Source organism: Nitrosomonas sp. (genome assembly GCA_031316255.1).
In the GTDB taxonomy this organism is placed as follows: Bacteria; Pseudomonadota; Gammaproteobacteria; order Burkholderiales; family Nitrosomonadaceae; genus Nitrosomonas.
On sequence record JALDQW010000001.1, the window covers coordinates 3,680,889 to 3,695,208 of the forward strand.

At 51.4% G+C, this 14,320-nt stretch carries 20 protein-coding genes; all 20 read left to right on the forward strand.

Annotation, left to right across the window (positions count from 1 at the left end; genetic code table 11):
- The first annotated feature begins 7 nt into the window (after positions 1-7).
- Positions 8-550, forward strand: a complete 543-nt coding sequence (locus tag MRK00_16375) for a DUF3486 family protein (GenBank protein MDR4518947.1) — start codon at positions 8-10, stop codon at positions 548-550.
- Positions 547-2,109, forward strand: coding sequence for a hypothetical protein (locus tag MRK00_16380; GenBank protein ID MDR4518948.1), 1,563 nt, complete (start codon positions 547-549; stop codon positions 2,107-2,109). The genes MRK00_16375 and MRK00_16380 overlap by 4 nt, the downstream gene beginning before the upstream one ends.
- Positions 2,099-3,598, forward strand: coding sequence for a DUF935 domain-containing protein (locus tag MRK00_16385; protein ID MDR4518949.1), 1,500 nt, complete (start codon positions 2,099-2,101; stop codon positions 3,596-3,598). Before MRK00_16380 ends, MRK00_16385 begins: the two co-directional genes overlap by 11 nt.
- Before the next feature lie 232 nt (positions 3,599-3,830).
- A complete protein-coding gene (locus MRK00_16390) occupies positions 3,831-4,052 on the forward strand; it encodes a hypothetical protein (GenBank protein ID MDR4518950.1) in 222 nt (73 codons plus the stop codon).
- The gene (locus MRK00_16395; protein MDR4518951.1) at positions 4,052-4,450 is read left to right on the forward strand and encodes a M15 family metallopeptidase; all 399 of its coding nucleotides are present in this window, start codon (positions 4,052-4,054) and stop codon (positions 4,448-4,450) included. Before MRK00_16390 ends, MRK00_16395 begins: the two co-directional genes overlap by 1 nt.
- A 116-nt stretch (positions 4,451-4,566) precedes the next feature.
- The gene (locus tag MRK00_16400; GenBank protein MDR4518952.1) at positions 4,567-6,081 is read left to right on the forward strand and encodes a hypothetical protein; all 1,515 of its coding nucleotides are present in this window, start codon (positions 4,567-4,569) and stop codon (positions 6,079-6,081) included.
- Complete coding sequence (locus tag MRK00_16405) at positions 6,081-6,242, forward strand: hypothetical protein (protein MDR4518953.1); 162 nt, start codon at positions 6,081-6,083, stop codon at positions 6,240-6,242. Before MRK00_16400 ends, MRK00_16405 begins: the two co-directional genes overlap by 1 nt.
- Positions 6,239-6,694: a phage virion morphogenesis protein gene (locus MRK00_16410; GenBank protein MDR4518954.1), complete on the forward strand. Its 456-nt coding sequence runs from the start codon at positions 6,239-6,241 to the stop codon at positions 6,692-6,694. Before MRK00_16405 ends, MRK00_16410 begins: the two co-directional genes overlap by 4 nt.
- Positions 6,695-6,750: 56 nt before the next feature.
- Positions 6,751-7,803, forward strand: a complete 1,053-nt coding sequence (locus MRK00_16415; protein MDR4518955.1) for a hypothetical protein — start codon at positions 6,751-6,753, stop codon at positions 7,801-7,803.
- Positions 7,804-7,855: 52 nt separating this feature from the next.
- Positions 7,856-8,197, forward strand: a complete 342-nt coding sequence (locus MRK00_16420) for a DUF2190 family protein (GenBank protein ID MDR4518956.1) — start codon at positions 7,856-7,858, stop codon at positions 8,195-8,197.
- A 42-nt stretch (positions 8,198-8,239) separates the two neighbouring features.
- The gene (locus MRK00_16425) at positions 8,240-9,181 is read left to right on the forward strand and encodes a major capsid protein (GenBank protein ID MDR4518957.1); all 942 of its coding nucleotides are present in this window, start codon (positions 8,240-8,242) and stop codon (positions 9,179-9,181) included.
- Between the two features lie 51 nt (positions 9,182-9,232).
- The gene (locus tag MRK00_16430; protein ID MDR4518958.1) at positions 9,233-9,433 is read left to right on the forward strand and encodes a hypothetical protein; all 201 of its coding nucleotides are present in this window, start codon (positions 9,233-9,235) and stop codon (positions 9,431-9,433) included.
- 3 nt (positions 9,434-9,436) lie between these two features.
- Positions 9,437-9,844 carry a DUF1320 domain-containing protein gene (locus MRK00_16435; protein ID MDR4518959.1) on the forward strand — a complete coding sequence of 136 codons (408 nt, stop codon included), beginning with the start codon at positions 9,437-9,439 and terminating at the stop codon, positions 9,842-9,844.
- 21 nt (positions 9,845-9,865) lie between these two features.
- Positions 9,866-10,378 (forward strand): hypothetical protein, encoded by a 513-nt coding sequence (locus tag MRK00_16440; protein ID MDR4518960.1) that lies wholly within the window; start codon positions 9,866-9,868, stop codon positions 10,376-10,378.
- A 15-nt stretch (positions 10,379-10,393) separates the two neighbouring features.
- Positions 10,394-10,813 carry a hypothetical protein gene (locus MRK00_16445; protein MDR4518961.1) on the forward strand — a complete coding sequence of 140 codons (420 nt, stop codon included), beginning with the start codon at positions 10,394-10,396 and terminating at the stop codon, positions 10,811-10,813.
- Between the two features lie 4 nt (positions 10,814-10,817).
- Entirely contained in the window at positions 10,818-12,341 is a 1,524-nt protein-coding gene (locus MRK00_16450) for a hypothetical protein (GenBank protein ID MDR4518962.1), read from the forward strand.
- Entirely contained in the window at positions 12,328-12,633 is a 306-nt protein-coding gene (locus MRK00_16455; GenBank protein MDR4518963.1) for a hypothetical protein, read from the forward strand. Before MRK00_16450 ends, MRK00_16455 begins: the two co-directional genes overlap by 14 nt.
- Positions 12,633-13,070: a hypothetical protein gene (locus MRK00_16460; protein ID MDR4518964.1), complete on the forward strand. Its 438-nt coding sequence runs from the start codon at positions 12,633-12,635 to the stop codon at positions 13,068-13,070. The genes MRK00_16455 and MRK00_16460 overlap by 1 nt, the downstream gene beginning before the upstream one ends.
- Complete coding sequence (locus MRK00_16465) at positions 13,070-13,336, forward strand: hypothetical protein (protein ID MDR4518965.1); 267 nt, start codon at positions 13,070-13,072, stop codon at positions 13,334-13,336. The genes MRK00_16460 and MRK00_16465 overlap by 1 nt, the downstream gene beginning before the upstream one ends.
- Positions 13,326-14,258: a hypothetical protein gene (locus MRK00_16470; GenBank protein ID MDR4518966.1), complete on the forward strand. Its 933-nt coding sequence runs from the start codon at positions 13,326-13,328 to the stop codon at positions 14,256-14,258. The genes MRK00_16465 and MRK00_16470 overlap by 11 nt, the downstream gene beginning before the upstream one ends.
- Positions 14,259-14,320: the final 62 nt, after the last annotated feature.

Genomic DNA, 14,320 nt, shown 5'->3' on the forward strand with positions numbered 1-14,320 from the left:
AATTGATATGGCCCGCCAAACCAAAATAGACGCCCTGCCAGATCCGGTCAAAGCCTGGCTGGATGATGCGCTTGCAGAGAATAATTTCAGCGGCTATCAATTACTGTCCGAAGAACTGAAAACACGCGGGTATGACATTTCTCATGCGTCCGTGCATCGATACGGACAGAAGATCGAAAAACGCATGGCCGCAATCCGGGCAGCCACTGAAGCCGCACAGATGCTCGCAAAAAACACGCCGGATCAGTCTGATGAACTGAGCGCGTCGGTTATTCGCATGGCGCAATCGGAATTGTTTGATGTGATGGTTGATTTGCAGGAAGCGGAAGCTGAGAACGACCCGGCAAAGCGCGTCAAGCTGTTAAGCCGCGCAGCTTTGGCGATATCCAACCTGGCAAGAGCCAAAGTGATACACCGCAAATGGCAGGATGAAGCTCGAGCAAGGACTGAAGCCGCAGCCGCATCGGCTGAAAAAATTGCCAGAAAAGGGGGATTATCCCCCGAATCGGTTGACGCCCTGCGCCGTGAGATACTCGGGATTGTCGAATGAGCGATATTCCGGTTGTTATTCCAGACACTGCCGCAGGGGAATTCAACGCCCCTGCGGTGTTAATGGATTATCAAAAACGCTGGGTGGCAGATGATTCACCGTTAAAAGTTATCGAAAAATCGCGCCGCACCGGCCTGACCTGGGCTGAGGCGTCCGACAACGTTCTGACCGCAGCATCCGCCAGAACGGCTGGCGGTCAAAACGTGTATTACATCGCCTACAACCAGGACATGACGATTGAATATATCCAGGCGTGTGCGATGTGGGCGCGGGTATTCAACTACGCCGCATCCGAAATCGAAGAAGGCATGTGGGATTCGGAAGACGACGCGGACAAGCACATCAAGACCTACACCATCCGCTTTCCGGCATCCGGTTTTCGTATCGTTGCATTATCCAGCCGCCCGTCAAACCTTCGCGGCCGTCAGGGGATTATCGTCATCGACGAGGCCGCATTCCATGAAAAACTGGATGAGCTGTTAAAAGCTGCGCTGGCGATGCTGATCTGGGGCGGAAAAGTGAGAGTAATCTCAACCCATAACGGCCAGGACAATCCATTTAACGAACTGATTACCGATATCCGGGCTGGCAAGCGTTCCGGTACGGTCCACCGGGTAACGTTCAAAGAGGCCGTTTCAGATGGTCTGTTTATCCGCGTGTGTTACCGGCTTGGAAAGCCATGGTCAAAGGACGACGAGATTGCCTGGGTTGCAAGCGTTTATGCATTCTATGGCGACGGCGCGACCGAGGAACTGGATTGCATTCCGTCAAATTCCAGTGGCGCATGGTTGTCCAGAGCATTGATTGAATCGCGCATGTCACCGGATACGCCCGTTTTACGCTGGGAATGCAAGGATGGTTTCGAGCTGCTGCCGGATTCTGTGAGACATGCGCAATGCCAGGACTGGATTAATGACAACCTGAAACCGCAAATTGAGGGCTTGTTTAAAGAACTCATCTCGTTTGTTGGCGAGGATTTTGGGCGGTCTGGCGATCTGACAGTGCTCGTGCCGTTAATTCAGCAACAAAACCTTGTGCGCAAGTCGCCGTTTGTGATCGAGCTGCGCAATGTGCCTTTCCGGCAACAAGAGCAGGTTTGTTTCTACCTGATCGACAACCTGCCGCGTTTTCGCGGTGGCGCGTTTGATGCCAGAGGTAATGGCCAGTTTTTGGCTGAAGTAGCGATGCAACGCTACGGCGCAACCCGCATCGAACAAATCATGTTGTCAGAAGGCTGGTACCGGGAACACATGCCGCCGGTCAAGGCGGCATTGGAAGACGGCACGCTGGACGATCTACCCAAGGATGCGGACATCCTGGATGATTTGCGGGCTGTGCAGGTCGTGCGTGGCGTGCCGAGAATACCGGAAACGCGAACAACCGGGCAGGATAAAAAGAAACGCCACGGCGATGCAGCGGTGGCTGTCGCTCTTGCTTATTACGCCAGCCGCGAAATGCAAGGCGCGCCGATTGAATTTATGAGCGCTGGCGGGCGTGAAAGTTTTGATAGCGGCATTGGTGGCGGTAGAACGGATTGGGGTGGATTCAATGGATTCTGAACAAAAAACAAAGCAACCAGAAAAGGCTGAAATCGCAACCAGCCGTGACGGCCGCGACATAACCCGTGGCTGGCTGAATGCGCTTATGCATGCGCCTATTGACGACAAGATTGTTGTCGAACGTGGCGGTGGCGATTATAAGATTTACGAAGAAGTGCTGCGCGATGACCGTGTGCGTGCGGGTGTGAACCAGCGCATTTACGGTGTGATTGCCAAGCCGTGGGAAGTCATGCCGGGCGGCAAGCGTGCAATTGATAAAGCGGCCGCAGATTTTATTAAAGATCAGATCGACAATCTTGAGTTTGACAAAATCACCCTGCAAATGCTGCACGGCACGTTTTACGGTTTTTCTGTTGCCGAGGCGATGTGGGGACAAGACGGCTCACGCGTTGTGATTGACGATATCCGGGTGCGCAACCGCAGGCGCTTTGCATTTGACGGCGAAGGCGCTTTACGGCTCAAGACATTTAATGATTCCATGCCGGGCGAATTGATGCCGGACAAGAAATTCTGGGTGGTTGCATTCGGCGCGGATCATCACGATGCGCCGTATGGCCTGGGACTGGCGCATTATCTGTATTGGCTGGTATGGCTCAAGCGCAATGTGACGCGGTTTTGGGCGGTGTATCTCGAAAAATTCGGCACGCCCACAGCGCTTGGCAAGTATCCAGGCAATACCACGGAAGCAGAAAAACAAAAGCTTTTGAATGCACTGCGCGCGATTCAGCGTGATTCTGCGGTAACGATCCCGGAAGGAATGGAAGCCACATTGCTTGAAGCCTTGCGTGCATCAGCCGCCGACCACAAGGATTTTGTTAACCAGATCAACGACGCAATTTTAATGGTCTGCCTGGGCCAAACCGCAACCGCCAGCGGCACGGCTGGAAAGCTGGGCAATGAGTCAGAGCGTGAAACAGTCAAAGACGCGATACTGAAAGCAGACAGCGACATGCTGTCAGAGCGGTTTAACCGGACAATTGTCAAGTGGCTGGTTGAGTGGAATTTTCCGGGTGCTGCATTGCCAACCGTTTACCGGGTGTTTAGTGATGAAGACCTGGACGCGCGCATCGAACGAGATACCAAAATTTCCGGCATGGGGTTTAAGCCGACGCTGAAATATATCCATGAGACCTATGGAGGCGAATGGGAAGAACGCGCCACCGCGCCAGAAAACCCTGACGAAAATCTTAAGCAATCCGGCGGCAAAGAACAAAATCCGCAATTTGCCGAAAGCGAACAAGCCGACCATGACCCGACATCGATAGACAGTCAAACCGATATCCTGGCCGCTGAGTCAGTCAAAGCAGGCGCGGTAATCCTGGACAAAGTGCGCGACATTGTCGGAAAAGCCGACACACTCGAACAACTGCGCGACGATCTGCTCGCCGCTTTCGGCGAACTGGATTCGAGTCAGTTGGTTAACGTTATGGAAATGGCGTTTATCGCTGCGGATTTGTCGGGGCGGTATGACGTGCAAGAGGGCGATTAATGCTCATATACGCTGAGGACGGCAGGATTATCTTTAAGTGCGAGCATTGCCCGGAATCGTCGCTTATAACTGGCGTAAAAAATAAGCGACAGTTCCAGACCGCACTAAATCGTTTTTATCGTGAGCATGATTGGAGTTGCAAAGCACGGGCCGAGCACATCAAAAATGTTCGTGAGGCCAAAAAGGCGGCTAACAACATAATCAAGCTAGTTTCTAACCAAAGGAGAAGATAATGACAAACGACGTAAAAAGTGTAGCAAGCTATCATTTGGTAAATGCAAAGCATCTTGTCGAGGTTGCGGTTAGACGTATTGATGATGCAATACGCTACACGGAATCAGAAAAATCGAAGAGGCATCAATACCAAACCCCGCAATGGCATCACACCATACTATGGACAGGTTTTGCATTTATCGTTGGTATGCTGCTTGGCGGTGGTCTGGCGTCAATATAATGTTTCATCTAGGCAAGCGCTCAAAAAACCGGCTTAACGGCGTGCATCCTGATCTGGTTCGTGTCGTTAAGCGTGCAATTGAAATCACCGAAACGGATTTCACCGTTCTGGAAGGTTTGCGCTCTCTTGATCGGCAGGCCGCATTGCTGCGTCTGGGGCAATCCAAAACCATGAAAAGCCGACATTTGACGGGGCATGCAGTCGATCTCGCGGCGATGGTTAACGGTGTTATAAGTTGGCAACCGGATCATTACATGCCAATTGCCAGGGCGATGAAGCACGCGGCGGCTGAGCTTGGCATAAAGCTGGAATGGGGTGGCGACTGGCGCACGTTTAAAGATTTCGTTCACTGGCAGTTATCATGGCAAGTATATCCGGCAAAAGATGAAACGCATTAAAACGCGTTCTAAGCGATTATTTTTGTCTCGGACATATAAAGGTATGTCTTCGATCAAAATAACAAAAAGTGAACCCCAATTGAACCCCTTAGAATCGATTACGAAATGGCGGACAAATGCCGCTTAAGCTTTCGCCCACGCAAATTGCCTTCAATGCGCGCGAGGATGGCAAATTTAACCGGCCATTCCAGGCGCAGGTTGATTTTTTTCGCGGCAAGCTCAACCTGCCGACAGAGCGATGGGACGATATCGTCAAATCCGCGCACGACCGGGCGTTTATCGTAGCCGGTGCAGCCAAGGCCGATTTGCTCAACGATTTGCGCGGCGCGGTGGATAATGCGATTGTTAATGGTGAATCTATTCAGGCATTCCGTAAGCGGTTCAATGATATTGTTAGAAAGCATGGCTGGGAGGGTTGGACAGGATCAGGCAGTAAAGCCGGTCGAGACTGGCGAACCCGCGTAATTTATCAGACCAATCTGTCAACCAGCTATGCGGCCGGACGCTTCAAGCAGCTTAACGATCCCGACCTTGTTGCTGTTCGGCCGTACTGGAAGTACATTCACAACGACACTGTACAGCACCCGCGCCCGCTGCATGTGAGTTGGTCTGGCATGGTGCTGCACAAGGATGACCCCTGGTGGCAAACGCACATGCCGCCTAACGGCTGGGGCTGTCGTTGCCGGGTAAAAGCCGTGCGCGAATCGGAATTTAAAAATGAGAAAGCGCCGGATGATGGATCGTTTACACATATCGACAGCCAGGGTAAACGGCATTCGGTGCCAAACGGGATTGATTTTGGGTTTGATTATCAGCCTGGTGCGAATGCGCACAAGGAGTTGAAAGACCTGATCGGTCGTAAATTGCCGAAGTTTCCAGATACAGTGGCCGACAAAATCAAGCGCGATTTAAGCGCAGTTGGCGTTCTGCCGGATACCTTTGTGCCAGCCAAGACCATCACAGAAGCTACAGAGAGAATAAAAAATCTTGGGGTTGATGATGTCAGCCTGAAAGGTTTAAAAAAATCAGAAGCAAACGCGGTGCTTGAAGCTGTGGAAAATGAAAGCAGACACGCGCCCATCAAATTAAATAAATTAAGTACATACAGGTCATCCAGGTCGCGGGCTGCAGCAAGTTATACCCCAATGTTGAATTGGGTAAAAATCAATCTATCATATGCAAGCAAGGTTAATTTTTCAGAGGCGGTTTCATATGAAACCCAGCTAAAGAAACTGGATGACATAAAAAAACAGTTAACAGGATATCTGGGGGATAATCGGTACGCTCAGAGCACCGTCAGAGCGCGCTTAAGAAACGTCAACAGCAGGATCATTGATATTGAAGAACGTATGAAACGCGGCGAAAAGGCACGGCCGTGGACTATTTCATCAACTATGAAGACCGCGGAAGATTCTCTGAAGACTACCATTACGCACGAGCTTGGCCATTACAGACATTACAGGCATATCGGAATTACTACTCGTTTCGATTTTGATCCGAAAAATAGCATATCCGAGTACGGCCGAACAAACAGCAAGGAATATCTGGCAGAATGGTTTGTCCAATATAGATTGAATGGTGAGCAGGATGTGCCAGGCGATATGCTAAAACTGTTTAAGGAGATTGAGTGATGCAGAATTATAGATGCCTGGAATGCAAAAACTACCTTGGCGATTTATCGTGTCAGGCGTTTGAGATCATACCCGAAGAAATATTGACAGGTGGAAATGATCATTCAAAACCGCTGCCAGACCAGGACAATGACATCGTGTTTGAGCCGATAGACGAATGATCAAAATCCAGATAGAAATCGACGACCGCGCTGTCACGCAAATGCTGCAACGGCTGATCGATGCCGGGCGGAATCCGCGACCGGCGCTGTTGGAGATTGGCGAAGAGTTGCTAGACTCGACAAAGCGGCGTTTTGAAAACGAATCTGCGCCAGATGGCAGTGCATGGGCGCGCAACAGCCCGGTGACGATCAAGCGCAAGGGTCGCGACCAGCCGTTGACCAGCGGCGGCACGCTCATGGATCAGATCAATTACCAGCTTACCGGCAGTGATACGCTGGATGTTGGCAGCCCAACTATTTACGCGGCCATGCAACAATTTGGCGGTGCAAAATCTGAATTTCCAAACCTGTGGGGCGATATCCCCGCCCGGCCGTTTATCGGCATATCCGAAGAAGACGGCAAAATGATCGTCGATACATTTAACAATTATCTGCGAAAAGAAATCGGTTAAAAGCTTTAAACCGGTTTAACTGTAACCATCTATTCTACCGGGCTATTCTGTCCGGTATGAATATCGAAATCCCTATATTCAAGCCAGGCACGCATATCCCTATGACGGGAAGCGCGATTACATTTTCCGATGACGATGTATCGGCGATGGCACAAGCCTATGACCCTGATTTGTTTGATGCGCCGGTTGTAATCGGACACCCCAAGCATGACGACCCCGCTTGGGGCTGGGCGCAAAAACTCGCATTTCGCGATGGTTCGCTATGGGCCAGTCTGCGCGATCTCCATGATGATTTTGTTGGGCTGGTGCGCAACAAGCAATTTAAAAAAATCAGCGCCAGCTTTTACCATCCGCAGCAACAAGGCAACCCAAAGCCTGGCACATATTACTTACGGCACATCGGGTTTCTGGGTGCCGCAGCGCCATCGCTCAAAAGTCTGCCATCGGTCAATTTATCGGAAGAAGATGGGGCGATTGTTTTTGAGGAAAAAATGTACTTTCACCCCGCGATAAATCTCATGCAATCCGGACAAACGGAAAGCATTAACTATACGGAGAACAACCCTATGCCAGACCCTAAAGACAGCAATCAAGATGATCGCATCAAAGAAATCCAGAATGAAAATGCGCGTCTTCTCGCGGAGAATGCACAGCTTAAAACCAAATCCACTCAATTCCAGGAACAAGCCACTGCTGCACAAACGGCACTGGCTGAGCGTGAGCGAGCCGCCATCCACGAAGGCCACGCCGCTTTCTGCGAAAAGCTTGTCACAGAAGGCCGCCTGTTGCCAGTTAACAAGGCTGTTGCTGTGGCTGCGTTGGATTTGATCGCTGCTCAGGAAAAGCCGCTCGAGTTTTCAGAAGGCGACGGCGTCGCGGCATCGCTAACGGCGGAAAAATTCAAGGGCGCGTTGCAGGCCAGCCCGGTGGTTGTTGATTTCTCTGAACACTCGGCAGAAAAAGATGGACCAACCGCGCAACGCAAGACAAATGTGCCAACCGGTTATGACGTAGACCCGAAAGCTGCGGAGCTGCACAGCAAGGCGCTGGCATTTATGGAATCCCACCCCGGTATTGAATACATAGCCGCCGTTACGGCTGTTCAGTAACCCGATCACGCAACAACGGCAAACGGTTGACAATCAAACAGGAGCATAAGCAATGACCCAGTTTAATCCATTATTACCCATCACCATGACCGCATCCGGCGCAGTAACCGCCGAGCGGTTTGTTACCAGCGCGGGCGCTCAGGTTTCTGCCGCCGGCGCTGCAGCTATTGGCGTTTCCAGAATGACTGTTGCATCCGGCGAAAAAATGACGGTCGACACGCATGGCACGGCGATTATTGAAGCTGGTGGCGCAATTGCGCTTGGCGCAGCGGTCAAATCCGGCGCTGACGGACGCGCTTTGACCTATGACGTTGGCACAAAAGCGGGCATTGCCTTGCAAGCTTCGACCGGTGCGGGACAGCGTATCGAAATCATGACGCTGCCCGCTGCGTAATCGCTACGGTTTGATTTTATAAACATTTATCAGGAGTAAAACATGCCACAGATGACTGGTTCAGCGGTTCGCGTAGTCGACCCGGTTTTAACGGAAGTTGCGCGGGGTTATAGAAACCCGGCGTATATAGGCAGTGCATTGTTTCCTCGTGTGCCGGTTGGCGTGCGTGGTGGCAGAATCATAGAATTCGGCAAGGAATCATTTCGGTTGTATAACACGGCGCGTGCACCGGGTTCAAAGGTTGTTATTGCGCAATTTGGCTATTCAGGACAACCGTATGCGCTGGAAGATCACTCGATTAGCGGTATGGTTCCCATCGAGCACCTGGAAGAAGCGTCGCAAACACCAGGTATCGACATGGGTTCTGGGGCCGTACAGTTTGCACGAGACATTATATTGCTCCGCCAGGAATATGACCAGGCGACTATTGCGCGAAACCCAGCTTCATATGCGGCAAGCAATAAAGTCACTTTGTCCGGCACCAGCCAATGGTCTGATTATTCCGGCACGTCCGATCCGATCGCCGATATCGAAGATTTTATTGACGTGATCCGATCTAAAACCGGCATGCGACCCAATACTCTTGAACTGGGTGCGCCAGTGTTTAAAGCAGTTAAAAACCATCCCAAAGTTATCGAGCGGATCAAGTACACCGGCCGAGAATCCGCTACCCCTGAACTGTTGGCAAGTCTTCTTGGTTTGCAACGTGTTGTTGTTGGCGATGCGATTTATACAGATGCCGACGGCAATACGCAGGATGTCTGGGGCAAGGATGCCGTGCTTGCATTTACCAACACAGCGCCATTATCCAGTATGGGCGTGCCCAGCTACGGCTATACATACGGACTGCGCGGTTATCCGCTATCAGAACCGGCCTATTACGATGGCGGCCATAAATCTTGGCTTTACCCGACTTCGGACAGCGTATCGCCTGTTATTGCGGGCGCGGATGCCGGATTCCTGATTGTTAATGCGGTAGCGTAACCGGCATAACCTGCATAGCAAGCTGTGACTATTAGTAACAAAGGATGAACAATGGCAAAAGTAAAAGTATTGATTGATTCGCTTAAGCATGATGGAAAGCTTCGCAAACCAGGTTCAGTAATCGAAGTGGACGACCCGGCACAGCTTCTCGAGCTGGATGCGGTTGAATTGGTAAAAGAACCGGCAAAACCAAAAGAACCGGCAAAACCAAAAGAACCGACAAAAGAACCAACAAAAGAACCGGCAAAGTAACCCATGCCCTACTGCACCCAGCAAAACATGATCGACCGGTTTGGTAACAACGAACTGGTCGAGCTGACAGACCGCAGCCAGCTCGGGGAGATCGATACGGCCGTGCTTGATGCGGCTATCGCGGACGCCACGGCCGATATCGATATGTACCTGGCTATGCGCTACACGCTGCCGCTATCTACCGTCCCTGACGTGCTCACGAATCTGTGTTGCAACATTGCGCGTTATCATTTGCACGATATCGGAGCGCCCGAGCATGTCAAGGATAAGTACGACGCAACCATAAAGCTGTTGAGAAGGATCGCTAACGGCGAAATCGATCTTGATGTTGGTGAAACGTCCGCGGGTGCCGGGGATGTAGCATATGAAACTGGTTCAAAAGTATTCGGCGAGTCGCAAGACTGGCCATGATTACCAAGTAAAGGAGTGACTATGTTTAATGTAAAAAACCTTTGTACAACGTTGATATTCTTGTGTGTTGCGCTATTTTCCGCAGCGTCAAGCGCAACATCCTTATCAAACTACCTTGAAAACAAGCTGATCGATGCATTTTTGCGCGGCCAGGCATACACCATGCCAGCCACAACTTACGTGGCGTTGGCGACAACGGCCGGATCGGATGCTGCATGCGGCACTGAAGTGACCGGCGGCAGTTACGCCAGGGTGGCCGTTACCAGCTCGCTCGCAAATTGGGCGGGCACGCAATCAGCCGGATCGACAACGGCGAGCACGGGTACGGGTGGTCAGACCAGCAATAATAATGTGATTACATTTCCAGCGCCGACCGCAAACTGGGGCCAGGTTACGGAGTTTTGTGTGTTTGACGCATCAACGGCTGGCAATCTGCTATTTCGGGCGGCATTAACCACTGCAAAAACAATTAACAACGGCGATGCGGCACCGAGTTTTGCAGCGGGTGCGCTGACATTCCAGATCGATAACTAAAAGTTTGATGTAATTATGCCAATCCAGCACACAGACGCGCACCGCAAAATGCTTGTTGAGCAAGCAGCACAAGGTGTTATTGGCTTGCAACGAGATGTTGCGAATAATGCGGCAGTGCATAAGCAGTGGGCGGTTACAGAGTCTGTGCCGCTTGCTGATTTGCAAGCAAAAATTACAGATGTTCTGGCGGCATACGAGTGGCGGCGCGCGAAATTGCGGCATTTCCGTGATGTGATTATACCTTCTGACCCGGGATTTCTGACTGTTGGAGATCAGCTTATGCTCACAATGCAAAGTGTCGGCGGGTTGGCCGCTGAGGTTGCCGATCACATTGACGCTTTTGATGCGATGCCGCGAACGACATACGCCGAGATTGTCGCGGCGTGTGATTATCTGATTGCAAATGTGCAGCCGCCAGTCTCAATCTGGGATTAATTAAATGGCGCTCATCCAGGGGATCAATTTTCGCGGCACGGCAGGATATGTCAGCGATGGTGTGAATGAGTATGCCGAGACATCGCTAACCGCAAATTTCCCAACCACGACGCCTCAGGGGCTCAACGTCGGCTGGGAGCAGCCCCCACATTCGGTTGATAATTGGTCGACGAGCGACGGCAGCAAACTGGCTGGCGCAGCAAAAGCAAACGCGTGGTCGGTATCCAACTATCGTGTGGACCTTGCAACCACAGGCGATTACGAAATTGATCTTGCGTTAGGCACTGTATCAGTAACGCCTAATGCCGTGCAATCCGAGATGTACGATAATGCGACAAAATTTGGAACGACCATCGGTCTCGACGCCTCCGTGAGTAACGGTGCTTTTTACGACGCATCGGGCGTAAAACGTACATCCCCTGCGGATTGGACTGCAAATGCAGTCAAAGTCGCGCATACATTTACGAGCACAATATTCCGACTTCGATTTTTAAGCAGCGGAAACCAAAAGCTTGTCGCGCACATCGGCGTCCACGGATCAGCGCCATCATCGATAGATTTGGCTGGCGATGCAACAGGACAGGCAAGTGCAAGCGGACAAATTACAACGCAAATACCGATTGCCGGTGCATCAGTTGTTGTCGCAACCGCAACCGGCGCGCTTAATGTGCCGATCAATCTGGCCGCAAATGCGGCTGCGCAATCAGTTGCGGAAGCGAGTCTTACAACCGGCATTCAATTGGATGGTGACGCTGCTGGAAATACAAGTGCAACGGCCGATTTATCGACAGGCATTTCATTGGGCGGTAATGCCGCAGGCCAATCGACTGCAGCAGCAGACCTGACTGCATCGATCACGTTGTCGGGTGCGGCGGTAGCACAGGCGCTGGCGTCTGCCGGTATTGATACATCTATTTTGCTGGGTGGTGATGCTGTCGGGCAATCAAGTGCAAGTGGTGATCTGGGCGGAGCAGCAACTTTGGCTGGCAACGCCAATGCGTCGGCAACAGCAACCGGCAATCTCACAATACAAATCCAGCTTGCTGCGGATGCAGTGGCGCAGATGTTGGCTACGGGAAGTCTGGATGCTCCGGTTAATCTGGATGGCAGCGCATCCGGGCAATCAGTCGCCACTGGAGAATTGACAACGCAAATTCAAATGGATGGGGCGGCCGCGGGGCAATCAACAGCAACCGGCCAGCTTGCGTCAAGCGATGTGCCACTGGCTGGCGATGCGTCCGCAACCGTAACCGCCCAAGGCGATCTCAATACCGGTATCACACTCGATGGCGCAGCGTTAAGTGTAGTGTCCGGAACAGGCAGTTTAACGGTTAATTTAGGCATATCAGGTGATGCGGCCGCACTGGTCACAGCGGGTGCTGATCTGACAACACAAATCCCACTTAATGCGGCTGCTGTCGCCCAAGCGCTGGCAAGCGCAAGTTTGTCCGGTGGTGTGAGCACGATTAAGCCAAACCCGCGATATACAGTTACTGCGCAATGGAGGGACTACAGTGTCGCTGCCTGATACTACAGTGTTGTCACCCAAAGCGCCTGACGAAATCATTGCGGTCTCGTTCGACTTTTCGCGCCTGGTTGATTCAATTGATTCGGTTGTGAGCGTTGCTGTTACGGTACACAAAGGCACAGATGCAAATCCATCGGCCATGATTCTGAATACCCCAATTATCAGCGGAGCGATTGTTTATCAGTTGATCCAGGGCGGCGTTGATACGGTTTATTACAAAGTGCGGGCGCTTGTGGCAGTCGGGCAGCAAAAATATGGATTGAGCTGCATTTTGCCGGTGAGGGCCGCGTGATGGCAATTGAGTTACTCAACCACCAGACCATTATCGACTACCTGGACGCCCATGTTGGTAAGCTCAAAAGCGTGTCCGGTGCTGCCGGTCTGGCAGCGGCAAGCGCCGATCTCAAGCAAACGCCCGCTGCATTTGTTGTGCCGATGACCGATCGCGCCGCAGGTAATCACACGGGAACAATGAGCATTACCCAGCTCAATACCGTTCGCTTTGCAGTGATTATTGCTGTGCAGAGTTTGCGAGACCCGAGGGGCGAAAAAGCACAGTCTGATTTGCTGATTTTGCGCCAGGACATCATGAACATACTGCACGGCTGGCAGCCAGACGATCCGTTTATCCCTATTGAGTATGGCGGAGGACGATTGCTACGCATGAGTAACCAGGTGTTGTGGTGGCAAGACGAGTTTTTAACATCTCATTTTATAAGGAGCGCGTAATGGCGAAAACAAAACCAGAGCAGGCGCAAGCCGGTGTCACGCAACAGCATGAAGACCAGGCAAGTGCGGAAAAGCAAGTAAACACCGATTTCACGAAATGCCCGTACTTTGGCATGGGCGGGCGCTGGATAGTCAACCCAGAGACGGGATGCCGAGAACCGGCTGATGACGCAACAAAGGAAATGGTCAGCAAGCTGGAAGAAGAAAAACGGCTCGAGAAACAGGCTGCAAAAAGAACCAATACGGAGGTAACAAATGCCGATTAAAGCGCTTAAGAAAATTGTCTTGTGTAAAGTCGAAGCAACCAAGGGTGTTGACGCCTTGCCGGTCGTGGCAACAGACGCTTTGCTGGCGCTAAACGTTAGCGTTACACCGGCAAATATCCGTTATATCGACCGCAATGCTGCCGTACCGTTTTTCGGTAATAACGGCCAGATCAATGTTGGCGAGACGATGCAGATTGAGTTTGATATTGAAATGGCTGGCGCTGGCGGTGTTGCTGTTGTGCCTGGATATTCAGATGCAATGCTTGGCTGCTCCATGTCAGAGACGATAACGCCAACAACCGGCCCGGTTACGTATAACGTGATTTCCGATGCAGAGAAAACAGTCACGATTTATTTTTTCTGGGAAAATCAGTTACATAAAATGATTGGCGCAATGGGGACGCAGGAATGGCGATTCTCTGAAGGCAATGTCCCATTGCTCCATTTTGCATTTGAAGGCGTGTACTCCAGTATCGTTGCATCGACTCCGGGATCGCCAGACTTGTCTTCATTCCAGAATGCGCTGGCAATGACCAAAACCAACACCACATTCACATTGCACGGTTATGCCGCGCCATTGGCAAGTCTCACAATCACGCAGGCTAATTCAAATGTATACAAGAACAGGCCGAATTCCGAGACCATCCATTACACCGGCCGGTCAATGAGCGGCAATGTCACCATCGAACTGCCGACAGTGGGGATCAAGGCGTTTGTCGATATCTGCCGGGCTGGTACGCTCGGCGCGCTTGCTTTGGTGCATGGCACGACCGCTGGCAATAAGGTGTTGATCGATGTGCCGAACGTGCAATTAACGAATCCGCGCTATAACGAGGCCGATAACATGGCGATGCTGACGATGGACATGAACCTGAAATACGGTTCAGCAGGCAACGACGAGTTTACCTATAAAACCCAGTAAAAAAACACCGACTCACCGTTAAACGGATTTTTGTTAACAAATTATTCGTTTTCAATACAAAA

Coding starts and splice junctions, on each gene's coding strand:
- MRK00_16375 (MDR4518947.1), top strand. CDS start 8: ATGGCCCGCCAAACCAAAATAGACGCCCTGCCAGATCCGGTCAAAGCC.
- MRK00_16380 (MDR4518948.1), top strand. CDS start 547: ATGAGCGATATTCCGGTTGTTATTCCAGACACTGCCGCAGGGGAATTC.
- MRK00_16385 (MDR4518949.1), top strand. CDS start 2,099: ATGGATTCTGAACAAAAAACAAAGCAACCAGAAAAGGCTGAAATCGCA.
- MRK00_16390 (MDR4518950.1), top strand. CDS start 3,831: ATGACAAACGACGTAAAAAGTGTAGCAAGCTATCATTTGGTAAATGCA.
- MRK00_16395 (MDR4518951.1), top strand. CDS start 4,052: ATGTTTCATCTAGGCAAGCGCTCAAAAAACCGGCTTAACGGCGTGCAT.
- MRK00_16400 (MDR4518952.1), top strand. CDS start 4,567: ATGCCGCTTAAGCTTTCGCCCACGCAAATTGCCTTCAATGCGCGCGAG.
- MRK00_16405 (MDR4518953.1), top strand. CDS start 6,081: ATGCAGAATTATAGATGCCTGGAATGCAAAAACTACCTTGGCGATTTA.
- MRK00_16410 (MDR4518954.1), top strand. CDS start 6,239: ATGATCAAAATCCAGATAGAAATCGACGACCGCGCTGTCACGCAAATG.
- MRK00_16415 (MDR4518955.1), top strand. CDS start 6,751: ATGAATATCGAAATCCCTATATTCAAGCCAGGCACGCATATCCCTATG.
- MRK00_16420 (MDR4518956.1), top strand. CDS start 7,856: ATGACCCAGTTTAATCCATTATTACCCATCACCATGACCGCATCCGGC.
- MRK00_16425 (MDR4518957.1), top strand. CDS start 8,240: ATGCCACAGATGACTGGTTCAGCGGTTCGCGTAGTCGACCCGGTTTTA.
- MRK00_16430 (MDR4518958.1), top strand. CDS start 9,233: ATGGCAAAAGTAAAAGTATTGATTGATTCGCTTAAGCATGATGGAAAG.
- MRK00_16435 (MDR4518959.1), top strand. CDS start 9,437: ATGCCCTACTGCACCCAGCAAAACATGATCGACCGGTTTGGTAACAAC.
- MRK00_16440 (MDR4518960.1), top strand. CDS start 9,866: ATGTTTAATGTAAAAAACCTTTGTACAACGTTGATATTCTTGTGTGTT.
- MRK00_16445 (MDR4518961.1), top strand. CDS start 10,394: ATGCCAATCCAGCACACAGACGCGCACCGCAAAATGCTTGTTGAGCAA.
- MRK00_16450 (MDR4518962.1), top strand. CDS start 10,818: ATGGCGCTCATCCAGGGGATCAATTTTCGCGGCACGGCAGGATATGTC.
- MRK00_16460 (MDR4518964.1), top strand. CDS start 12,633: ATGGCAATTGAGTTACTCAACCACCAGACCATTATCGACTACCTGGAC.
- MRK00_16465 (MDR4518965.1), top strand. CDS start 13,070: ATGGCGAAAACAAAACCAGAGCAGGCGCAAGCCGGTGTCACGCAACAG.
- MRK00_16470 (MDR4518966.1), top strand. CDS start 13,326: ATGCCGATTAAAGCGCTTAAGAAAATTGTCTTGTGTAAAGTCGAAGCA.